The sequence below is a fragment of the Bacillus sp. JFL15 genome, from assembly GCF_001184225.1.
GTDB lineage: Bacteria > Bacillota > Bacilli > Bacillales > Bacillaceae > Bacillus > Bacillus siamensis.
Genome location: NZ_KQ236689.1, coordinates 261,164 through 282,290 on the forward strand (window position 1 = coordinate 261,164; position 21,127 = coordinate 282,290).

Genomic DNA, 21,127 nt, shown 5'->3' on the forward strand with positions numbered 1-21,127 from the left:
TTTCCATAACTGTTAGTCAATATGACGCATGTTTTTCCAAGGAGGATGACCATGATCTCATTTCAGGATGTAAATAAGCACTACGGACAGTTCCACGTGCTCAAAAACATTAATCTGCACATTAAAAAAGGAGAAGTCGTCGTTGTCATCGGACCATCAGGATCGGGAAAAAGCACGCTTCTCCGCTGCATTAATCAGCTGGAAACGGTTGATGGAGGCGTTTTAACGGTAAACGGCGCCTCCATCCATGACAAAAAAACGGATATGAATAAAGTCCGCCGCAATATCGGCATGGTGTTTCAGCATTTTCATCTGTATCCGCATAAAACCGTTCTGCAAAACATTATGCTCGCGCCGATCAAAGTGCTCAAGCAATCAAGAGAAGAAGCAAAAGAAACGGCTTTATATTACTTGAAAAAAGTCGGCATACCCGACAAAGCGGACGCTTACCCTTCACAGCTTTCAGGCGGCCAGCAGCAGCGCGTCGCCATCGCCAGAGGACTTGCGATGAAGCCCGAGGTGATGCTGTTTGATGAACCGACATCCGCGCTTGATCCGGAAATGATCGGAGAAGTGCTGGATGTCATGAAAACACTCGCAAAGGAAGGCATGACCATGGTAGTCGTCACACATGAAATGGGATTCGCCAAAGAAGTGGCGGACCGCATCGTGTTTATCGACAGCGGCTCCATCTTAGAGGAAGCTGCACCGGCTGAGTTTTACGAAAGCCCGCGTGAAGAGAGGGCGCGTTTATTCTTAAGCCGTATTTTAAATCACTGAAAAGAAACGGGGGAACGCTTATGTCACGCGTAACAAAATGGTTATCTTTCGGATTGATCTCACTGCTGGCCGTCTTGATGCTGGCCGCCTGCGGAGGGAAAGAAACGTCCGGGGGTTCAAAGGGCACGGGAAAAGACACGTTAGCTTCTATTAAAGACGGAGACAAAATCATCTTCGGCGTTAAAACCGATACGAGATTATTCGGACTGAAAAACCCAAGCTCCGGGGATATCGAAGGTTTTGATATTGATATCGCCAAACAGATTGCAAAAGATATTCTGGGAGATGAGAAAAAAGCGGAGTTTAAAGAAGTGACGTCAAAAACGAGAATTCCGATGCTGCAAAACGGCGATATCGACGCCATCACGGCCACGATGACGATCACGGATGAGCGGAAAAAAGAAGTTGATTTCTCAGACGTTTATTTTGAAGCCGGGCAGTCCCTGCTCGTCAAAAAAGGAAGCCGGATCAAAAGCACCGAGGACCTGGGAAAAGGCTCAAAAGTATTGGCGGTAAAAGGCTCCACATCCTCACAGAACATCAGGGAAAAAGCGCCCGACGCCTCAGTGCTGGAATTTGAAAATTACGCCGAAGCGTTCACTGCGCTTAAAGCGGGACAGGGAGATGCGCTCACCACGGATAATGCGATTTTATACGGCATGGCAGATGAAAATAAACAATATCAGCTGACAGGCGACACATTCACCGATGAACCTTATGGAATCGCCGTTAAAAAAGGCCAATCCGGGCTCGTCAAAGAAATCAACGCCTCTTTGAAAAAAATGAAAGCCGACGGCAGGTACGAAAAAATCTACAAAAAATGGATTAAAGAAGAACCGGCAAAATAGAATCGACCGCGGGATGAGCAGACATGCTCATCCCCGTTTTATAAGGAGTGAAAAACATGAACTTTACAATCTTAACGGAAAACTTCGATATGTATCTGGACGGTTTTCTGCACACACTGCTTGCGAGCTTCATCGCGCTGGCCGGCAGCTTCGCTCTTGGCGTTCTGATCGCAGTCATGAGAATCACGACGCTCAAACCGCTCCAATGGATCGGCACTGCGTATGTGGAATTTATCCGGAACATTCCGCTTCTCCTCATCACATTCGTTTTTTATTTCGGACTTCCGAATGCCGGATTGAGACTGGACGGCTTTCAGGCGGGAACGATCGCACTGACGATTTATACATCCGCCTTTATCGCAGAAGCCATCAGAGCCGGAATTCAGACTGTCTCTAAGGGACAAATGGAAGCGGCCAGATCGTCAGGCTTCACCTACAGTCAGGCAATGAGATACGTGATTCTCCCTCAGGCTGTTAAAATCGTAATTCCCCCGCTCGGAAACCAATTTCTCAACCTTGTCAAAAACTCATCAATTCTCGGCGTGGTGGCGGGACTGGATTTGATGTATCAGGCCGATCTCGTTTCTTCAAGCACTCTCGTCGTGTTTGATGTTTATATCTTTGTGGCGCTTTTTTATTTGATTTTAACGGTACCGCTCAGCATCGGGGTTCACTATTTGGAAAGACGCCTCGGAAAAAGTTATTAAAGAAGGAGAGTGAACAACATGGATTTTAGCGGCGCCTATACACCTGACCATCTGCTGTTTTTATGGAACGGCTTTTTGATCACGCTTTATGTTGCGCTTATTTCCATTGTCCTGAGTTTTATTTTCGGGCTTGCCGCCGGCACTTTGCGCTATGCGAAAATCCCTGCTGTCTCTGGCATAATAGCCGCCATTGTCGAAACCATCCGCAACCTGCCGCTGTTATTAATCATTTTCTTTACGTTTTTTGCCCTTCCGGAAATCGGCATCAAACTGGAAATTACCGCAGCCGCCATCACAGCGCTGACGATTTTTGAATCAGCCATGCTGTCAGAAATCATCAGAAGCGGTTTGCAATCCGTTGAGAAAGGCCAGATTGAAGCGGCGCGTTCTTCAGGGCTGACCTACACGCAGACTCTTTTTCTCGTTGTCATGCCGCAGGCGCTCAGGCGTATGGTCCCTCCGATTGTGAGCCAATTTATTTCTTTATTAAAGGATACGTCACTTGCGGTGGTCATCGCTCTGCCCGAGCTGGTTCATAATGCTCAGATTTTAAACGGACAAAGCGCTGACGGGGGTTATTTTTTTCCGGTTTTTCTGCTGGCGGCCCTGATGTACTTTGCGGTCAATTACAGCTTATCTCTTCTAGCCCGGCGGCTGGAAGCGAGACAAACGTAAAAAGGATACTTCCGAAGAAGTATCCTTTTTTCTGCTTAGAACATTTTCATAACTCGTCTTCTCATCCGTTTCATACCTTTTTTATTAAGCATATCGGACTGAGAAGCCATACGATACATAACGGCTCCAGCTCCTAAAGCCAATAGAGAGGTCATTGTTCTGCCCATCGCGCGTATCTCCTTTCAACATTAAAAATTGATACTGCGTTCGTCTTCAGAAAACAAATCATCAAGACTGCTTAACGTGCCGTCTTCCTCTACTTGATGTGTCGCAATTTTGCCTTTGGCCACCGTCAGCTCTATGAAGCAGCCCCAGCAATAGTATTGGTTTACGCCGATTTTGCCGATATCTTTACTTTTGCAGTTCGGACATACAAGCACAGACTACACCTCTTATCCGTTCAGGACGATGCCGTCTTTCCCCGCTTCAATAAGCGTATCGGCAGCGCGCCGCACTTGGCGTCTGCCTGCCAGATCTGAAAAGAAGCCGTCCGAGAGTTCATATGCTACGATTATGCCCTTGTCCAAACAAAAGTATACATCTTCCAGCAAACCGAACATTTCACCATCAGGCGATTTCACCGGCTGCATCTTAATCTGTTCAAAGGTGAAACAGCTCTTCGGCAAAGGCTGCAAGTGAGCTCTGGCGGCAGCTACGGCTTCTTGTTCCATCTCTTTTATATCACTGGCTGCTAAAAAAAGATGGCGGTTGTGAAACAGGCGTTTCTGCTCAAGCACGAAACCGAGAAACCGGCCGTCAAGAGAGAAACACACATCCGATATCATCCCCAGGCTGCGCCGGGTGTGTTCGTCATATACGATTCGTCCTTCAGCTGCATGGCATGTTCTCAAAGTGTGATCAACCACCTTTTGTTGAACACGTATAGGTTTTGCCAAGAAGCCGGGCGCCATACTTTGAAATGACTTCCACAGGCGAAAACCCGGCGCATGAACATACGCCGGGTTTTATTTACGCTTTTTCTTCCATAAAGTCAAAAGGCGTGATGCCTTCCATTCCAATATTCGCATCGTATACACTGAACGGCAGCTCTTTTTGCAGGGCGGCCAATTCTGCATCCATCTCTTCAGTCTGCTCTGTGAGCCTGTTTTTAAGTGACGTCTGTCTGACGGTGGCATCATTGTTTTTGACGCCCCATTCAAGCGCTTCTTCTTCTCCGCAAAGAATCAGAAATTTTTTGGCTCTTGTAATGGCGGTATAAAGGAGATTTCTCCTGAGCATTCGATAATAGCCTTTAACGACAGGCAGGACGACAATCGGAAATTCGCTGCCCTGCGACTTATGAATGGAACAGCAGTAAGCGTGGGTAAACTGGCTGAAATCCTTTTTCGTAAAGGTGATTTCGTTCCCGTCAAACGAGACGACGACCATGTCTTCTTTTTCCGTATTTTCTTTGGCATAAAAGATAGACACGATTTCGCCGATATCTCCGTTAAACACATTGTTTTCCGGCTGGTTGACAAGCTGTAATATTTTATCGCCCGTCCTGTAGACGACATCTCCGAATTTCAGCTCCCGCCTTTTTTCTTTCGGCGGATTCATGATGTCTTGAAGAAGCACGTTCAGTTCGTTAATTCCCGCTTTTCCCCTGTACATCGGCGCGAGCACTTGAATGTCTTTGGAAGTATACCCCTTTTTTAGCGCATTCGAGACGACTTGATCCACGACTTCTTTAATTTGTGAAGAATTACAGCGGATAAACGAGCGGTCCTTTGTGGGCGCGGTCAGCCCTTTGGGAAGCAGTCCCTTTTTCATATCATGCGCAAGTTCAACGATGGATGACCCTTCAGCCTGACGGTAAATATCTGTCAGACGCACGGTCGGCAGCACCTCAGAAGCCAAAAGGTCTCTCAGCACCTGCCCGGGCCCTACGGAAGGAAGCTGGTCTTCATCACCGACGACGATAAGCTGAATGTGCTTAGGGAGCGCCTTAAACAAATGGCTGGCGAGCCAAATATCGAGCATACTCGCTTCGTCTATAATAATCAGTTTCCCTTCAATCGGCTGATCTTCATTGTAGGTAAAGCCTTCAGCGCCATTCCAGCCGAGCAGCCTGTGAATCGTAACAGCCGGCAGACCCGTTGATTCGCTCATTCGCTTTGCGGCTCTTCCGGTCGGCGCGGCAAGCAGCACCGGAAAGGCTTCATCTTTTTTATAATCACCAGGGTCAAGCGATACTCCGTGCAGTTCACTGTACAATTCCACGATGCCTTTGATAACGGTCGTTTTTCCCGTGCCCGGTCCCCCGGTCAGTAAAAGCATCGGCGAGGACAGCGCTTTTTGAATCGCATCCTTTTGACTCGGAGCGTATTGAACGTTCATCCGTTCTTCCAGTTCACCGAGCGCAAGAAGAAATTCCGATTCAGGAAACTGATCGGCATACTCCGTCTGGGCCGCAATGTCGAGCACGCGTTTTGCGACGTTTTGTTCCGCGTAAAACAAGGACGGAAAATAGCAGCGTTCTCCTTCTATGACGATGTCCTTACTCTCCCCGAGGGCGATGATGCCGTCAGCCGCATCCATTTCCGTGACGCGGCCGCCTTCAGCTGACTGATTCAGAAGCGTTTGCGTATTGATAATCAGCTGCTTTGTCTCTATGTACGTATGACCTTCTGAAAGACACGTTGATTCAATCGTATATAAGATAGCCGCTTTGACCCGCTCCGGGTGGTTTCCTGACAGCCCCATTTTCCCGCCCAGCTCGTCGGCTTTCACAAAACCGATGCCTTCAACGTCTTTTACAAGCTGATAAGGATTTTCCTGAATTTTCTCCAAGGTTTCCGTTTCGTAAGCCTGATAAATTTTCATGGATAGCTGAGGTCCGAAACCGTATTGGTTCAGAGAGATCATAATCTGCTCCAGCCCCTGATGCCGCTGCAGCTCTCCCGCCAGTTTGTCCGCTTTCTTTTTTGACATTTTCGGCACATCATAAAGCACCGATGCATCAGCCAGAATTTTATTAAGCGCGCCGTCTCCAAGCTTTTTGACGATTTCTTCCGCCGTTTTTTTTCCGATTCCTTCAAACAGATCACTTGATAAATAGTGAATGATCCCTTCTTTTGTGGTCGGAATTTCTTTTTTAAAGTGTTCAGCCTGAAATTGCAGGCCGAACTTGGGGTGTGTGGCGGTTTTTCCGTAAAATGTGTAAGTCTCATCTTCTTGCAGCAGAGGGAAGTAGCCCGTTACGGATACGACCTTGTCTTCGATCGCCTCAGACGTTTCTGCAACCTTGACTTTCAGCACTGTATACAGGTTGGTGTCATTGTGGTAAATGACCGTATGAATGACGCCTTTTACATACGGCTGTTCTTCGATGTTCAGCTGATCCACGAGCCTTCCCTCCTTTTGTTATGATTGAGTGATAAGCTGTTTCGCATGAAGTGCGAGCATATGATCAGGCTGTATGCCGATTGCGCCTTCAAGCATCTCAAGCGCCTTTTCACGATTTTCTTTGTAAGCGTAAGCGACCCCGGCATTATAAAATGCGTCCGCATGGCTTGGGTCCTGTTCAATCACCGTCTCAAACTGCGCCAATGCTTCATCCAGCATTTCTTCGTTTGCGAGACACATTCCGAACTGGAAGCGCGCTTCCGTGTCATTTTCGTTTAATTCAACGGCCCGCTGCAAATACGGCAGCGCAAGCTTCGGCTGCTCTAATTTGACGAGAACGGTTCCGAGCATATAAAACAAGTCTCCGTTTTCCATTTCGGAGCGAAGCGCTTTTTCAAACATATCCTTCGCCTCGGAAAACGATTCCTTCATCACGTATACATTTCCCGCTCCGTAATAAGCGGCTGCCGCTGAATTGTCCAATTCAAGCGCTCTATTGTAAAATGCAAGCGCGCGTTCAAGTTCGTTCACTGAAGAAAGCAGATTTGCGAAGTTGATGTACGGCACCGGATCTTGGCCGTTTTCCTCAATCGCTTTCGTGAAAGCCTCTGCCGCTTTTTCAAAATCGCCCTCCTGCATGGCATCAATTCCGATTTTATTATAATCCATTTTTAACTTCCTTTCGCTAAAAAACCCCAACATGCGAGTTGAGGTTTTTTACATGTGTTATACGTACCACAATTTTGTTCCGTCTTTATAAACGTCATCTATCGTTCCGCCGCCGAGGCACTCTTCTCCGTCATAAAAAACAACGGCTTGTCCCGGCGTTACGGCGCGGACCTGCCCGTCGAAAATGATTTCCGCTTCATCGGCACCCGTCATTTTCACCGTTACTTTGTGATCTTCCTGACGGTAGCGGAATTTCGCCGTGCATGTCATTTCGCCGCTGTCCATCAGACCGGGACGCGTCCAGCTGATATTTGTCGCCGTGATTTTATCGGAATACAGAAGCGGATTGTGGAATCCCTGATCGACATACAGAATGTTTTTCTCGAGATCTTTACCGACTGCGAACCACGGCTCGCCGCTTCCGCCGATTCCAAGACCGTGGCGCTGTCCGATCGTATAATACATCAGTCCGTCATGACGCCCTTTTACTTCTCCGTCCATTGTCATCATATCGCCCGGCTGAGCAGGGAGATATTGGCTGAGAAACGTTTTGAAGTTGCGTTCGCCGATAAAGCAGATTCCCGTGCTGTCTTTTTTCGCAGCTGTCGCAAGTTCCGCTTCTTTGGCGATTTCCCGCACGCGGCTTTTTTGCAGATCACCGATCGGGAACATGACTTTGCTGAGCTGTTCCTGATTGAGCTGATTCAGAAAATAAGTCTGGTCCTTGTTTTCATCCAGACCGCGAAGCATGCGCACTGTACCTGCGCTTCTGTCCACGCGGGCGTAATGGCCCGTCGCAAGGTAATCCGCGCCAAGTGATAAAGCATGATCCAAGAAAGCCTTAAACTTAATTTCTTTATTGCACATGACATCCGGATTAGGGGTTCTTCCGGCTTTATATTCATCAAGGAAATACTGAAATACCTTTTCCCAATATTGCTTTTCAAAATTGACGGCATAATACGGAATTCCGATTTGGTTGCAGACCCGGATGACGTCTTCATAATCTTCCGTCGCCGTGCAAAAACCGTTTTCGTCCGTATCATCCCAGTTTTTCATAAAAATTCCGATTACATCGTAGCCCTGCTCCTTCAGCAGAAGGGCCGCCACAGAAGAGTCCACTCCGCCGGACATGCCGACTACGACTCTTGTATTCTCCGGCCGTTTTTCCATTTGCATTCACTCCATTAAAAACGTAAGTCCGCCGTTTTAAGCAAGCCGTTTAACGACGTCGGCAAGCTTTTCGGCGGCTGTTTCGATTTGTTCCGCCGTATTGCCGAGGCCGAAGCTGAGACGGATTGACGAGGTCAGTCTGCCGCTTTCACTTCCGAACATGGCCGTAAGCACATGGGACGGAAGAACGGATCCCGCCGTACACGCGGATCCGCTGGAGACGGCAACGCCTTCCATGTCAAGATTGACCAGCAGCGCTTCCACCGGCACACCGGGAAAGTAAAGATTTAAAATATGAGGCAGGCAGTTCTCGGCATCTCCGTTCACCTCCGCTGTCACGCCGGCTCTTTCCAGCGTGCTCATGATGATGTTTTTAAACTCCTTAAACTTCGCTGTTTTCTCTTCCCGCTCACGGTTTGAAAGAACGACCGCTTCTTTTAAGCCGGCGATGCCCGGTACATTTTCCGTCCCCGCGCGGCGCTTTCGTTCCTGCTCTCCCCCGAGAAGAATCGGTGACAGCTTCACCTCTTGATTTACATATAAAAAGCCTGTCCCTTTTGGCCCGTTAAGCTTGTGACCGGAAACAGACAGCATGTCAATTCTGCTTTTTTTCACGTCAATCGGCATATAACCGAATGCCTGGACGGCATCTGTGTGAAAATAGGCCTGATGCCCGCTTAACAGCTCTCCGATTTCGTCAATCGGCTGAATGGTTCCGACTTCGTTATTGCCATACATGACGGTAACAAGGATTGTATCATCACGGAGCGCTTCTTTCACCTGATTTGCACTGATCCGTCCTGATGGGCCGGGGTTGAGGTATGTCACCTCAAAACCGTCTTCTTCCAGCTTTTCGCAAGCGTGCAGTACGGCATGATGCTCAACAGCGGTCGTAATGATATGCTTCCCTTCATTCTTCCGCGCGGCAGCCGTCCCGAAAATCGCTAAATTATCAGCCTCCGTGCCGCCGCTTGTGAAAATGATTTCCTGTTCTTTCGCACTGATTTCACGGGCGATGTCCGCTCTCGCTTCGTCGACCCATTTCCGGGACTCTCTTCCGAATGAATGGATGCTTGACGGGTTGCCGAAGCTGCCGAAGAAATGCGGCTTCATTTTTTCAAGCACACGCTCATCCATCGGAGAAGTCGCGGCGTGATCTAAATAAATCCGTTCCATTGTTTTTTACACCTCTGGTTTAAATATAGAACATATAAGCTTCCTGCTCGCCGTCCGTGTAGCTCGCAAGGTCTTCTAACGTCGTGCTGTCCAGCACGTCTTTTACGGCGTCGCGGATGCGGATCCATAGCTCCCGCTTGGCAGGCTCTTCATCCTCAAGAACTTCCACCGGGCTGATCGGTCCTTCCAGCACTCTGATAATATCTCCGGCCGTGATCTCTTCAGGCTGCCCGCCGAGCACATAACCCCCGTAAGCGCCTCTGATGCTTTTTACGAGTCCGGCGTTTCTGAGCGGTGATACAAGCTGTTCCAAGTAATGCTCAGAAAGGCTGTTTGTTTGGGCGATGCTTTTGAGCGACGTCGGACCGTCTCCGTGCTTTTTCGCCAATTCGATCATAATGGTGAGCCCGTATCTTCCCTTTGTCGATATTTTCAATATGAACACCCCAGTCAATTCTAATTGTTAATTTATACAAGTAAATGGATATGAATAATCTGTTTAGTATCTTATAGACCAACTGTTATTATAACATAACTTATCCTAATTTTCATTGAAACACGGGGCCTGCCGCAATTCGCTTTTCTAATCGTCCGTTTTCCGTTACCCTGTATATGTAAGGAGAGATGTTCATGAAACCACTGGCGTATCGGATGCGGCCTGCCAATATCGAAGACATTATCGGCCAGGAACACCTGGTCAAAGAAGATAAAATCATCGGCAGAATGGTGCGTGCAAAGCACTTATCCTCCATGATCCTGTACGGTCCGCCGGGCATCGGAAAAACGTCCATCGCCACGGCGATCGCAGGATCGACAAGCATCGCATTCAGGAAATTGAATGCCGTCATTCATAATAAAAAAGACATGGAGATTGTCGTACAGGAAGCGAAAATGTCAGGCCAGGTCATTTTAATCCTTGATGAAGTGCACAGGCTTGATAAGGGGAAACAGGATTTTCTGCTGCCCTATTTAGAAAACGGCATGATTATTTTAATCGGCGCGACGACTGCCAATCCTTATCATGCCATTAACCCGGCCATCAGAAGCCGGACCCAGATATTCGAGCTCGAACCGTTAACACCCGATCTGATTAAGCAGGCATTGAAAAGAGCGCTTACAGATGAACACCGCGGACTCGGTTCTTACAGCGTTTCGGTGGACGACGACGCGATGGATCATTTCGCGCAAGGGTGCGGAGGAGACGTCCGCTCCGCTTTGAACGCGCTGGAGCTTGCCGTGCTCTCCACAAAGGAATCAAGCGACGGCACGATCCGGATTACACGGGAAACAGCGGAGGAATGTCTGCAGAAAAAAAGCTATACCCATGATAAAGACGGAGATGCGCATTATGACGTGTTATCCGCGTTCCAAAAATCAATCCGGGGCTCTGACGCAAACGCAGCCCTTCATTATTTGGCCCGTCTGATCGAAGCCGGCGACCTTGAAAGCATATCAAGAAGACTTCTCGTGATCGCCTATGAGGATATCGGCCTTGCAAGCCCGCAGGCAGGCCCCAGGGTGCTGAGCGCGATTCAGACCGCAGAACGGATCGGCTTTCCGGAAGCGAGAATTCCGCTGGCCAATGCGGTCATCGAATTATGCCTCTCGCCAAAATCAAACTCCGCCATCTCAGCCGTTGATGAGGCGATCAAAGATATCAGAGCGGGTAAAATCGGCGATGTGCCGAAACATTTAAAAGACGCCCACTATAAAGGGGCCCAAGAGCTCGGACGCGGGATCGGCTATCAATATCCTCACGATTTCGAGAACGGATGGGTCGAACAGCAATACTTGCCCGATCCGTTAAAAAACAAACAATACTATAAACCGAAACAAACGGGGAAATTTGAAGCCGCCATAAAGCAAGTATATGAAAAACTGATGAAGAAAAAATAACCGGGCAAGGACACCCCATGTGTTCTTGTCTTTTTTGTTTGATACATGCCAAACCGTCCGTACAAGCGGCGGATTCAAATAAAAAACAGCCTTTCTTAAAGAAGGCTGTTTTTCTTTTTATTTATCTTTAACCCGTTTAATCTTGATGTCCTTTAAGAGCTCCATCACGACATGTCCGCCCATAATCAGACCGGCCACTGACGGAACCCAGGCGTTGGAAGACGGCGGCATTTGCGCTTTGCGGATTTTCGCTTCATCATTCCCGACTTCTTTTCTGACGTCTTCACGGATGACGATCGGGCTTTCATCAGAAAAAATGACCTGTACGCCTTTTTTAATACCCTCTTTACGAAGCCTTGTGCGGACGACTTTGGCAATCGGATCAGTATGGGTTTTTGAAATATCAGCAATCTGAAAGCGTGTCGGGTCTGTTTTATTCGCCGCTCCCATGCTCGAAATCAGCGGAACATCCCGTTTCAGACATTCTTTCATCAGATGAATTTTATAATGAATCGTATCCGACGCGTCAATGACGTAATCGAGCGGATACTCAAAGAACTGCTCATATGTCTCTTCTGTATAAAACATTTTTAAGGCGACGACATCGCAATCCGGATTAATATCCGCGATCCGCGCTTTCATCAAGTCCGTTTTCGGCTGCCCCACCGTCGACAAGAGCGCATGCAGCTGGCGGTTTACGTTTGTAATGTCAACATCATCTTTATCGACAAGGACGATCCGTCCCACTCCGGACCTCGCCAGTGCTTCGGCTGCGAATGAACCGACTCCGCCGACGCCGAGAACGGCCACCGTGCTGTTTTTTAACGTGTCCAGCCCTTCTTTTCCAATCGCTAGCTCATTTCTGGAAAACTGATGTAACAAGAACCTCACTCCACATTCTGGTTTTATAAACTCGGCTTGTCAAAAAGCCGCTGGTTTCAGCGCACAAAAAATAAAGTCCCAATTGTGCCGTTGCAGCTTTCCTTCGTTTTGAACCCGCTCTCAGCAGGTGGGTGCCCTTTTTCAAATCTTGTAAGTCCTCTTTACCGAATGAAAAGAGGCATGTACGCCATTTAAAAATACGGGCTCCCAAAGCAAAAAAATGTTCGGTCAAAACTAGGTGTACAACTAACACATCAGGACTTTATTTAACTTGTCAAAATCATATCACAGCAGATTTTGATTTTCAAGAAACAAACTGCTGATCTTTACTGTTTCACTTTTCTTTTGACAGAAAGGTGAAGTTCTTCAAGCTGGGCGTCGCTCACTTCGCCGGGCGCTTCCGTAAGAAGGCAGCTTGCGCTTGCCGTTTTCGGGAAAGCGATCGTATCTCTTAAGTTTGTACGGCCTGCAAGAAGCATAACGATACGGTCCAGACCGAGCGCGATTCCGCCGTGCGGAGGAGCGCCGTATTCAAAGGCTTCAAGAAGGTATCCGAACTCCGCCTCCGCTTCTTCTTGTGTAAAGCCGAGAAGCCCGAACATTTTTTCCTGAACGTCTTTTTCAAAAATCCGGATGGAGCCTCCGCCGAGTTCATAACCGTTTAAGACGAGGTCGTAAGCCTGCGCTTTCATATCTTCAGGCGCTGTTTCAATCAGATCAAGGTCTTCACGGACAGGCATAGTAAACGGATGGTGAGCCGCATAGAAACGGCCTTCTTCCTCGTCATGCTCCAGTAACGGCCAGTCCACAACCCACAGGAAGTTGAAGAGGCTTTCGTCAATCAGGCCGCGTTCTTTACCGAGCTTTAAGCGCAGCGCACCGAGGGATTGAGCCACAACGTCAAACTTATCAGCGCCGAACAGGAGCAGATCGCCTTCAGAAGCATCCAGCGCTTCAGCCAGTTTTGCCTGCTTCTCATCATCAAAGAATTTCGCAATCGGGCCTTTTACGCCGTCAGCTTCAACTTTGACCCAAGCGAGACCTTTCGCGCCGTAATTTCCGGCAAAAACGCCGAGCGCATCAATATCTTTTCTGGAGTAGTCGCCGGCAGCTCCTTTAACATTGATCGCTTTTACAACACCGCCGTTGGCTACAGCTGATGAGAACACCTTAAATTCAGTATCTTTCACAATGTCTGATACGTCCGTCAGCAGCATGCCGAAGCGGGTGTCAGGCTTGTCGGAACCGTAGCTGTTCATCGCTTCTTCATATGTCATTCGCGGAAGCGGCAGCGATACTTCGACGCCTTTTGTTTCGAGCACGACTTTCGCCATCATCTTTTCCGCCAGAGCCATGATGTCTTCTTGACTCATAAAGGACATTTCGATATCAATCTGCGTAAATTCCGGCTGGCGGTCGGCACGCAGGTCTTCATCGCGGAAACAGCGGGCCACTTGATAATACCGTTCAAAACCAGATACCATCAGAAGCTGTTTAAAAATCTGCGGCGATTGCGGAAGAGCGTAAAATTCCCCTTCATGCACCCGGCTCGGCACCAAGTAATCACGGGCGCCTTCCGGAGAGCTTTTCGTTAAAATCGGGGTTTCAATATCAAGAAATCCGTTTTCATCCAAGAAATGGCGGATGGATTTTGTGACTTGATGGCGCATTTGCAATGTTTGAAACATCGCCGGGCGGCGCAAATCCAAATAGCGGTGTTTTAACCGGACGTCTTCAGAAACGTCAGCCGCCTGGTCACTGATCGGAAACGGCGGCGTTTTCGCCGTGCTGAGTACCGTCACCGCTTCGGCTTTAATTTCAATTTTACCGGTTTTCAGGTTAGGGTTCACCGTGCCTTCTTCACGGGCAGAAACCGTGCCTTCGATATCAAGCACATATTCGTTTCTGATTGCTTCTGCCGCGGCAAGGGCTTCTTTCGAGACGTCAGGATTGAACACGACTTGCACAATACCCGAACGGTCGCGCAAATCAATGAAAATCAAGCCGCCGAGATCGCGCCTTTTCTGCACCCATCCTTTCAGTTTGACGGTTTCGCCAATCGCTTTTTCAGTTATCTCGCCACAATAATATGTTCTTCCAAACATAGCGTTCCTCTCCTTCACTGCTTTTGATCTGCCTTTAACACTTGTATCAGCTCGTCTAACACCACTTCACGCTGCTCGCCTGTTTCCGCATCTTTTACATTGATTTTATTTTGGGCAAGTTCATCTTCCCCTAAAATCGCAATAAAGCGTGCGCCGAGGCGGTCAGCCGTTTTGAATTGGCCCTTCATTTTTTTGTTTTCATAATCGATTTCACTTGAGATGCCCGCTTCTCTCAGTTTGTACACGAGGGAAACGGAATAATCCTTCGCTTTTTCTCCGAGCGTCACGATATAGCAGTCAATCCCCTGATTGACGGGAAGCTCTGCTTTCTCAGCGTCAATGGCTGCCAGCAGACGTTCGATGCTCATTGCAAATCCGATACCCGGCGCTTCAGGTCCGCCGATCTGTTCAACAAGCCCGTCATAGCGGCCCCCTCCGGCAAGTGTTGTAATCGCTCCGAAACCTTCCGCGTTGCTCATGATTTCAAAAGCGGTATGATTGTAGTAGTCAAGTCCTCTGACAAGGTTCGGATCAATTTCAAACGGGATGCCGAGACCGTTTAAGTATTGTTTGACTTTCTCAAAATAAGCGGCTGATTCTTCATTTAAGTAATCAAGAATGGACGGTGCCGATTTCATCAGTTCATGTTCTCTGTCTTTCTTGCAATCAAGAATTCTGAGCGGATTTGTGTGCAGGCGCGACTGGCAGTCTGAGCAAAATTCTCCGATGCGCGGTTCAAAATGTTTGACGAGTGCTTCACGGTAGGCTTTGCGGCTCTCCTGGTCACCGAGGCTGTTCAGCACAAGCTTGACATTTTTCAAACCGGCTTTACGGTAAATGCTCATCGCAAGCGCAATGACTTCAGCATCCACAGCCGGATCTTTGGAGCCGATCGCTTCAATTCCGAATTGATAGAATTGGCGGAAGCGTCCCGTCTGCGGACGTTCATAACGGAACATCGGTCCGACATAATACAGCTTCGTCGGCTGCACCGGGTTCGCAAATAATTTATTTTCATTGAACGCGCGGACTGCGGCGGCTGTTCCTTCCGGCCGAAGCGTCAGGCTTCTCCCTTTACGGTCTTCAAACGTGTACATTTCTTTCTGCACGATATCTGTAGATTCACCGACGCCTCTTGCGAACAATTCCGTATGCTCGAAAATCGGCGTGCGGATTTCTTTATATTGATAAGTGCGGCACGTCTCTCTCATAATTTGTTCGACGAACTGCCATCTGTCTGATTCACCCGGCAGTATATCCTGTGTGCCTCTTGGAATGTGATATGCCATGTAACAGGCCTCCTTAATGTCTTTCTTCAAATAAAAAAACTCCCGCTCCTACTATACATGTATAGTAGGGACGAGAGTTATACCCGTGGTGCCACCCTAGTTGGAATGCTGAAGCATCCCCGCTCTGACCGTTAACGCAGGTTCACGTCCGCTGCCTAATGACTCGCAAAAGCGTTCAGCAGGGAACCTCCGGAGTGTTGTTTCGAGAAAGATGCAGTGCGGATCCGCTTTCAGCCCGGGACGGTTCCTCTCTTCTCCATGCATTCTGACCTACTCTTCTCCATTATCGGTTCAAAATCGTTATTTTGACTTATGTACATCAATTTCTATTATAATAATGGGATTGCACTCCCCTGTCAAGTTTTATTCCGTCTGTTTTTCCTTGCGACTGCATCTTTCGATAAAAGACCGAACTCCGTCGCCGTCTCTTCAAGAAAACCCGCCTTCTCTTTATCGCTCTGATCACTGAAGTGCAGATTTCCTTCCGCATCATGCAGCGCGCGTCCCATTTTTGGTTGATATTTCATGATTTGCACACCTTTTCGCTGTATTTACAACTAGTATAAACAAACCATTTTATTTTTATTTAACATTCAACAAGGAAAATACGATATTATACAAGAATGTATTTTAGTTAGTTCAGAAAGGAGGACAGCCATGAATAAGAAAACTCTTGCTCTTATTTTATGCGGCGTCATCATCACGGCACTTCTTCCGTCATTTCATACCGCAATCGCCGCTGAGGGAGAAGCGGTTATCGCGACAGACAAGATCAATGTCAGAGGCGGTCCCGGCCTGAGCTATGGAATAAAGGCTGAAGTGAAAAAAGGGGAAAGATACCCGATCACAAAAGAAGAGGGAGACTGGGTACAGCTCCAGCTGAGTCCCGGTAAGACCGGATGGGTCGTTTCCTGGCTGATATCAAAAACAGCCGGAGGAGCAGACCATTCATCCGCAACAAGCGGAACGGTCACTTCCAACGACCCTGATCTCCGCATCAGAAAAGGCCCGGGGACATCATATGAAGTCATCGGCAAACTTCCGCAAGGCGCACATGCTTCTGTGCTGGACAAGAACAGCGGCTGGGTGAATATTTCTTATCAAGGCACAAGCGGGTGGGTTTCTTCCGAATACGTCACCGCAGACAGCGGCGGATCGGATTCGAAAGCAACTTCATCCCAAAACGGTTCAAAGAACGGGACGGTAGGCGTTTCTTCATTGAATGTCAGAAGTGCAGCGTCACATGATTCAGCGATTATCACTAAATTATCACGCGGAGCAAAGGTTTCCATCTTAAGCGAAGACCACGGCTGGCTGAAAATTGAAGCAAACGGGCAAAAAGGCTGGGCAGCAAGCCACTACATCATAAAGGATTCCGACTCATCGGACACCCCGACCGAATCGGGAGACGGCTCTGAGGGCTCAGGCTCCTCGAAAAAAGCGTATATCGTTTACGGCGGCACCAACCTAAGGAGCTCAGCCTCGACTTCCGCTTCTATCGTAAAAAGAGCGGATAAAGGCTCAGCCTATCCGATAGTCGGTTCAAGCGGCAAGTGGTATGAAGTCCGGCTGGAAAACGGTCAAACGGCATATGTGGCAAACTGGGTCGTGCAAACGTCAAAAAGCGGTGAAGAAACAGGAGAAGCACCTTCTCCCAACACGTCAGGCGGCAGCGGATCGCTCAAAAACAAAACGATCGTCGTTGATCCCGGACACGGAGGAAAAGACAGCGGAACGATCGGCTACTCCGGAAAGTTTGAAAAAAACGTAACGATTAAAACAGCTAAGCTGTTAGCCGGAAAATTGAGAGCGGCCGGGGCAAACGTGTATATCACAAGGCAGGATGATACATTTATCAGCCTGCAGGCCAGGGTTTCAACGTCCCATTACCGGAATGCGGATGCCTTTATCAGCATCCACTATGACAGCTATGCCGATACGTCAACGAGAGGAAGCACGGCTTATTATTACAGTCCGTCTAAGGACCGCCAGCTTGCCTCAGACGTCCATTCTGAAGTAGCGAAGCGTTCACCTATTCCTGATCGCGGCGTTTTGTTTGGAGATTATTACGTCCTGAGGGAAAATAAACGGCCTGCCATGCTGTATGAGCTCGGCTATCTCAGTCAACCGCAAGAAGAAACAATCATACATAGCGGCTCTTACCAGGAAAAAGTGACAGACGGAATTGAAAGCGGATTGGAACATTATTTTCAATCATAAAAAAAAGCTGCCGAACGGCAGCTTTTTTATTGTTTAGAATCCATAATCAATGTAACGGGCCCGGAATTCGTCAGCTGAACATCCATCATGGCCCCGAATATTCCCGTTTCAACTTTGACTCCTTTTTCCCGAAGAAGTTCGTTCCACTTTTCATAAAGGAGCAGAGCCTGATCCGGCTTGGCCGCATTCATAAAATTCGGGCGTCTCCCTTTCTTCGTTTCGCCGTAAAGCGTAAACTGGGAAACTGATAAAATCTCTCCGCCCGTATCTAAAAGCGATAAATTCATCTTGCCGCTTTCGTCCTCAAAAATCCGGAGATTCACGATTTTATCCGCCAAGTAAGCGGCATCTTCCTCTGTATCTTCATGAGTGACGCCGACAAGCGCCATAATACCGGGTCCGATCCGGCCGGCGACAGCGCCGTCAACCGTCACACTCGCTTCTGTTACACGCTGAACAACTAATTTCATAGCAAGCTCCTTTTAGTTCATAACCCGTCGGACTGAATAGATGTCTCTGATCTGCTTAATCCGCTCGACCACTTTATGCAGATGATTGATGTTTTGAATAAAAATCGCCATATGAATCGTAGCGACTTTATTGCGGTCGGATTTGCCGGATACAGACGAAATGTTGGTTTTCGTTTCATTTACGGCCTGGAGCACTTCATTTAACAGCCCGAGACGGTCATACCCCAAAATCTCAATCTCAACGTTATATTCTTTGCGTCTTTGAACCTGTGATTCATGTTCCCATTCAACAGGGATCAGACGTTCCTGCGCTTCATTCGTTTTTACATTCGGACAGTCATCACGGTGAACGGATACACCGCGGCCTTTTGTAATAAAACCGACAATATGGTCTCCGGGCACGGGATTGCAGCATTTCGACAAACGGACGAGAAGGTTGTCGATGCCTTTCACGCGCACACCCGCTTCCCGTTTTCTTCCTTGCGGATACTGTTTCGGCTCGGAAGCGACTTCCTGAACGATTTTTTCCTGTTCTTCCTGATCACGCAGCTTCCGTTCTTTTTCAGTGAGCCTGTTGGCCACCTGCAAAGCGGTAATGCCGTTATACCCGACAGCCGCGTACATATCCTCTTCATTTGAGAAATTAAACTTGTCGGCAACCTTTTGAAGGTTTTCGAGCGTTAAAACATCCTTCACTTCAAAATCAAGATTTTTAATTTCTTTCTCGACAAGTTCACGGCCTTTTTCGACGTTTTCTTCACGGCGCTGTTTCTTAAAGAACTGGCGGATTTTGTGTTTGGCCTGCGACGTCTGAGCGAGTTTGACCCAGTCTTGGCTCGGTCCGTACGAATGCTTGGACGTCAGGATTTCAACGATGTCGCCCGTCCGGAGCTTATGGTCAAGCGTCACCATTTTCCCGTTCACTTTCGCTCCGATTGTTTTATTGCCGATTTCCGAGTGAATCCTGTAGGAAAAATCAATCGGCACAGAGCCTGACGGCAGTTCAATGACATCGCCTTTTGGCGTAAATACGTATACCATGTCAGAAAACAGATCGATTTTCAGCGATTCCATAAATTCTTCCGCGTCGGTAGACTCGTTTTGGAATTCCAGAATTTCGCGGAACCAGGACAGTTTTTTCTCAAATGTCGCTTCTTCGTTTGCAGCCTTGCCTTCTTTATATGCCCAGTGCGCGGCCACCCCGTATTCAGCGATCTCATGCATCTCAAATGTTCTGATCTGCACTTCCAGCGGGTCGCCTTTAGGCCCGATTACGGTCGTATGCAGGGACTGATACATATTCGGCTTAGGCATCGCAATATAATCCTTGAATCTGCCCGGCATCGGCTTCCAGCACGTATGAATAATGCCGAGTACGGCGTAGCAGTCTTTAATGCTTCCGACAAGAATACGGACGGCGAGCAGATCATATATTTCATTGAACTGTTTATTTTGCAGCGCCATCTTGCGGTAAATGCTGTAGATGTGCTTCGGACGTCCTGAAAAGTCCGCTTTAATATTCACTTCTTCAACGCGTTTTTTCACTTCATTGACAACCTCTTCGACATAAAGTTCGCGTTCCGCGCGCTTTTTCTTCATGAGGTTGACGATTCTGTAATATTGCTGAGGATTCAAATAACGGAGAGCGGTGTCTTCCAGCTCCCATTTAATTTTCGAAATCCCGAGCCGATGTGCCAGCGGAGCGAAAATCTCCAGCGTCTCATTTGAAATTCTCCGCTGCTTTTCCTGCGGAAGATGCTTTAACGTCCGCATATTATGAAGGCGATCCGCCAGCTTGATCAATATGACTCTGATATCCTGAGCCATAGCGACAAACATTTTTCGGTGGTTTTCCGCCTGCTGCTCTTCTTGAGATTTATACTTAATTTTACCGAGCTTCGTTACACCGTCGACAAGCATCGCCACTTCTTCAGAGAATGCTTCCTTCAGGTCATCGAGGGTGACATCCGTGTCTTCCACCACATCATGCAGAAAACCGCCCGCAATCGTGGAAGGGTCCATTTCCAGATCGACGAGGATTCCCGCCACCTGAATCGGATGAATGATGTACGGCTCACCTGATTTGCGGTACTGTTCGCGATGCGCGTCTTGCGCATACAGGTAAGCTTTCTCAACAAACGCAATCTGCTCCTCCGGCAGATACGTGCGCGCTTTATCTATTACTTGCTCGGCAGTCAATACTTGTTCGTTCGCCATGGAATCACCTTTTTTAAATGTAAACTGTATTAGTTTATTATCAAGAAAAAAACGAGAGATGTAAAGGGCAGAAGTTCAAAACACCTAAAGAATCTGTCAGGATGATGAAATAACAGGAAAAAAGCACCCTGACACGAGTGCTTTTTTCCATATGCGGTTAATATTTCATTAATGTTAAAATATCGTAATCGTCAAGCTTGTCTCTGCCGTCAAGGTAAGAAAGCTCGATTAAAAACGCAATACCGGCTACGACGCCGCCCAGTTCTTCGACAAGCTTAATCGTTGCTTCGATCGTGCCGCCTGTTGCAAGCAAGTCATCAGTAATCAGCACGCGCTGTCCCGGCAGGATCGCATCTTTATGAATCGTCAGTACGTCTTTTCCGTACTCCAAACCGTAATCGACTTTAATGACTTCACGCGGAAGTTTTCCTTCTTTCCGAACCGGCGCAAAACCGACTCCGAGAGCGTATGCAACCGGACAGCCGATAATAAAGCCGCGCGCTTCAGGTCCGACAACTAAGTCAATTTCTTTTTCTTTTGCATATTCAACAATTTGGTCAGTGGCGTAACGGTATACGTCGCCTTTGTCCATCAATGTCGTAATATCTTTAAATTGTACGCCTTCTTTCGGGTAATCGGGCACAATTGTTACGTATTTTTTAAGATCCATCT

General features: G+C 48.0%; 21 protein-coding genes, 1 other RNA gene and 1 other annotated feature. Of the genes, 6 read left to right on the top strand and 16 right to left on the bottom strand.

Going from position 1 to position 21,127, the window contains the following annotated elements:
- Positions 1–51: 51 nt before the first annotated feature.
- The 4 genes from AD710_RS01260 to AD710_RS01275 are packed head-to-tail and all read left to right on the top strand — an operon-like array spanning position 52 to position 3,010.
- Positions 52–780 (top strand): amino acid ABC transporter ATP-binding protein, encoded by a 729-nt coding sequence (locus AD710_RS01260; RefSeq protein WP_049627091.1) that lies wholly within the window; start codon positions 52–54, stop codon positions 778–780.
- Positions 781–800: 20 nt separating this feature from the next.
- Positions 801–1,628: a transporter substrate-binding domain-containing protein gene (locus AD710_RS01265; protein WP_049627092.1), complete on the top strand. Its 828-nt coding sequence runs from the start codon at positions 801–803 to the stop codon at positions 1,626–1,628.
- 56 nt (positions 1,629–1,684) lie between these two features.
- Entirely contained in the window at positions 1,685–2,335 is a 651-nt protein-coding gene (locus tag AD710_RS01270) for an amino acid ABC transporter permease (protein ID WP_049627093.1), read from the top strand.
- A gap of 18 nt (positions 2,336–2,353) precedes the next feature.
- The gene (locus tag AD710_RS01275) at positions 2,354–3,010 is read left to right on the top strand and encodes an amino acid ABC transporter permease (RefSeq protein ID WP_049627094.1); all 657 of its coding nucleotides are present in this window, start codon (positions 2,354–2,356) and stop codon (positions 3,008–3,010) included.
- Positions 3,011–3,045: 35 nt separating this feature from the next.
- Here the strand turns inward: AD710_RS01275 and AD710_RS18825 are convergent, their stop codons facing one another.
- The 8 genes from AD710_RS18825 to cymR all read right to left on the bottom strand — a co-directional run bounded on the left by AD710_RS18825 (position 3,046) and on the right by cymR (position 9,812).
- A complete protein-coding gene (locus tag AD710_RS18825; RefSeq protein WP_003152741.1) occupies positions 3,046–3,177 on the bottom strand; it encodes a YrzQ family protein in 132 nt (43 codons plus the stop codon).
- 21 nt (positions 3,178–3,198) lie between these two features.
- Positions 3,199–3,390, bottom strand: coding sequence for a hypothetical protein (locus AD710_RS01280; RefSeq protein ID WP_003152738.1), 192 nt, complete (start codon positions 3,388–3,390; stop codon positions 3,199–3,201).
- Between the two features lie 12 nt (positions 3,391–3,402).
- Positions 3,403–3,861 (bottom strand): PRC-barrel domain-containing protein, encoded by a 459-nt coding sequence (locus AD710_RS01285; RefSeq protein WP_049627095.1) that lies wholly within the window; start codon positions 3,859–3,861, stop codon positions 3,403–3,405.
- A gap of 118 nt (positions 3,862–3,979) precedes the next feature.
- On the bottom strand, positions 3,980–6,358 hold the full coding sequence (recD2, locus tag AD710_RS01290) for an SF1B family DNA helicase RecD2 (RefSeq protein WP_049627096.1): 2,379 nt from the start codon (positions 6,356–6,358) through the stop codon (positions 3,980–3,982).
- A gap of 18 nt (positions 6,359–6,376) precedes the next feature.
- Positions 6,377–6,997 (bottom strand): tetratricopeptide repeat protein, encoded by a 621-nt coding sequence (locus AD710_RS01295; RefSeq protein ID WP_156187184.1) that lies wholly within the window; start codon positions 6,995–6,997, stop codon positions 6,377–6,379.
- 87 nt (positions 6,998–7,084) lie between these two features.
- Complete coding sequence (mnmA, locus tag AD710_RS01300) at positions 7,085–8,200, bottom strand: tRNA 2-thiouridine(34) synthase MnmA (protein ID WP_049627098.1); 1,116 nt, start codon at positions 8,198–8,200, stop codon at positions 7,085–7,087.
- A 36-nt stretch (positions 8,201–8,236) separates the two neighbouring features.
- Positions 8,237–9,376: a cysteine desulfurase family protein gene (locus tag AD710_RS01305; protein WP_049627099.1), complete on the bottom strand. Its 1,140-nt coding sequence runs from the start codon at positions 9,374–9,376 to the stop codon at positions 8,237–8,239.
- 19 nt (positions 9,377–9,395) lie between these two features.
- Positions 9,396–9,812: a cysteine metabolism transcriptional regulator CymR gene (gene cymR / locus AD710_RS01310; protein WP_003152730.1), complete on the bottom strand. Its 417-nt coding sequence runs from the start codon at positions 9,810–9,812 to the stop codon at positions 9,396–9,398.
- A 194-nt stretch (positions 9,813–10,006) separates the two neighbouring features.
- Between cymR and AD710_RS01315 the strand changes: the two genes are divergently transcribed.
- Positions 10,007–11,272, top strand: a complete 1,266-nt coding sequence (locus AD710_RS01315; protein WP_049627100.1) for a replication-associated recombination protein A — start codon at positions 10,007–10,009, stop codon at positions 11,270–11,272.
- A 117-nt stretch (positions 11,273–11,389) separates the two neighbouring features.
- Here AD710_RS01315 and AD710_RS01320 read toward each other — a convergent pair whose 3' ends face one another.
- From AD710_RS01320 to AD710_RS19735, 5 genes are all read right to left on the bottom strand, one after another.
- A complete protein-coding gene (locus tag AD710_RS01320; RefSeq protein ID WP_016938820.1) occupies positions 11,390–12,154 on the bottom strand; it encodes a tRNA threonylcarbamoyladenosine dehydratase in 765 nt (254 codons plus the stop codon).
- 71 nt (positions 12,155–12,225) lie between these two features.
- Positions 12,226–12,418: non-coding RNA, 6S RNA (gene ssrS / locus AD710_RS18830), on the bottom strand.
- Positions 12,419–12,480: 62 nt separating this feature from the next.
- Positions 12,481–14,259, bottom strand: coding sequence for an aspartate--tRNA ligase (gene aspS / locus AD710_RS01325; protein ID WP_045926799.1), 1,779 nt, complete (start codon positions 14,257–14,259; stop codon positions 12,481–12,483).
- 14 nt (positions 14,260–14,273) lie between these two features.
- Positions 14,274–15,548, bottom strand: a complete 1,275-nt coding sequence (gene hisS, locus AD710_RS01330) for a histidine--tRNA ligase (RefSeq protein ID WP_045926800.1) — start codon at positions 15,546–15,548, stop codon at positions 14,274–14,276.
- A gap of 63 nt (positions 15,549–15,611) precedes the next feature.
- Positions 15,612–15,844: a binding site (T-box leader), on the bottom strand.
- 60 nt (positions 15,845–15,904) lie between these two features.
- Positions 15,905–16,075, bottom strand: coding sequence for a YrzK family protein (locus tag AD710_RS19735; protein WP_016938816.1), 171 nt, complete (start codon positions 16,073–16,075; stop codon positions 15,905–15,907).
- A 130-nt stretch (positions 16,076–16,205) separates the two neighbouring features.
- Here AD710_RS19735 and AD710_RS01335 point away from each other — a divergent pair, with 130 nt between their 5' ends.
- On the top strand, positions 16,206–17,768 hold the full coding sequence (locus tag AD710_RS01335; protein ID WP_049627101.1) for an N-acetylmuramoyl-L-alanine amidase family protein: 1,563 nt from the start codon (positions 16,206–16,208) through the stop codon (positions 17,766–17,768).
- 26 nt (positions 17,769–17,794) lie between these two features.
- Here the strand turns inward: AD710_RS01335 and dtd are convergent, their stop codons facing one another.
- From dtd to AD710_RS01350, 3 genes are all read right to left on the bottom strand, one after another.
- Positions 17,795–18,238 carry a D-aminoacyl-tRNA deacylase gene (gene dtd, locus AD710_RS01340; RefSeq protein WP_016938814.1) on the bottom strand — a complete coding sequence of 148 codons (444 nt, stop codon included), beginning with the start codon at positions 18,236–18,238 and terminating at the stop codon, positions 17,795–17,797.
- 12 nt (positions 18,239–18,250) lie between these two features.
- Positions 18,251–20,455, bottom strand: coding sequence for a GTP diphosphokinase (relA, locus tag AD710_RS01345; RefSeq protein WP_045926492.1), 2,205 nt, complete (start codon positions 20,453–20,455; stop codon positions 18,251–18,253).
- A gap of 157 nt (positions 20,456–20,612) precedes the next feature.
- Entirely contained in the window at positions 20,613–21,125 is a 513-nt protein-coding gene (locus AD710_RS01350; protein ID WP_003152714.1) for an adenine phosphoribosyltransferase, read from the bottom strand.
- Positions 21,126–21,127 lie beyond the last annotated feature (2 nt).

Excerpts from the sequence above, each read along its gene's own strand:
- hisS (WP_045926800.1), bottom strand. The coding sequence starts at position 15,548 with ATGGCATATCACATTCCAAGAGGCACACAGGATATACTGCCGGGTGAA.
- AD710_RS01315 (WP_049627100.1), top strand. The coding sequence starts at position 10,007 with ATGAAACCACTGGCGTATCGGATGCGGCCTGCCAATATCGAAGACATT.
- AD710_RS01270 (WP_049627093.1), top strand. The coding sequence starts at position 1,685 with ATGAACTTTACAATCTTAACGGAAAACTTCGATATGTATCTGGACGGT.
- AD710_RS19735 (WP_016938816.1), bottom strand. The coding sequence starts at position 16,075 with ATGAAATATCAACCAAAAATGGGACGCGCGCTGCATGATGCGGAAGGA.
- aspS (WP_045926799.1), bottom strand. The coding sequence starts at position 14,259 with ATGTTTGGAAGAACATATTATTGTGGCGAGATAACTGAAAAAGCGATT.
- AD710_RS01265 (WP_049627092.1), top strand. The coding sequence starts at position 801 with ATGTCACGCGTAACAAAATGGTTATCTTTCGGATTGATCTCACTGCTG.
- AD710_RS01350 (WP_003152714.1), bottom strand. The coding sequence starts at position 21,125 with ATGGATCTTAAAAAATACGTAACAATTGTGCCCGATTACCCGAAAGAA.
- mnmA (WP_049627098.1), bottom strand. The coding sequence starts at position 8,200 with ATGGAAAAACGGCCGGAGAATACAAGAGTCGTAGTCGGCATGTCCGGC.
- relA (WP_045926492.1), bottom strand. The coding sequence starts at position 20,455 with ATGGCGAACGAACAAGTATTGACTGCCGAGCAAGTAATAGATAAAGCG.
- AD710_RS01295 (WP_156187184.1), bottom strand. The coding sequence starts at position 6,997 with ATGCAGGAGGGCGATTTTGAAAAAGCGGCAGAGGCTTTCACGAAAGCG.
- AD710_RS01260 (WP_049627091.1), top strand. The coding sequence starts at position 52 with ATGATCTCATTTCAGGATGTAAATAAGCACTACGGACAGTTCCACGTG.
- AD710_RS01275 (WP_049627094.1), top strand. The coding sequence starts at position 2,354 with ATGGATTTTAGCGGCGCCTATACACCTGACCATCTGCTGTTTTTATGG.
- dtd (WP_016938814.1), bottom strand. The coding sequence starts at position 18,238 with ATGAAATTAGTTGTTCAGCGTGTAACAGAAGCGAGTGTGACGGTTGAC.
- AD710_RS18825 (WP_003152741.1), bottom strand. The coding sequence starts at position 3,177 with ATGGGCAGAACAATGACCTCTCTATTGGCTTTAGGAGCTGGAGCCGTT.
- AD710_RS01335 (WP_049627101.1), top strand. The coding sequence starts at position 16,206 with ATGAATAAGAAAACTCTTGCTCTTATTTTATGCGGCGTCATCATCACG.
- AD710_RS01305 (WP_049627099.1), bottom strand. The coding sequence starts at position 9,376 with ATGGAACGGATTTATTTAGATCACGCCGCGACTTCTCCGATGGATGAG.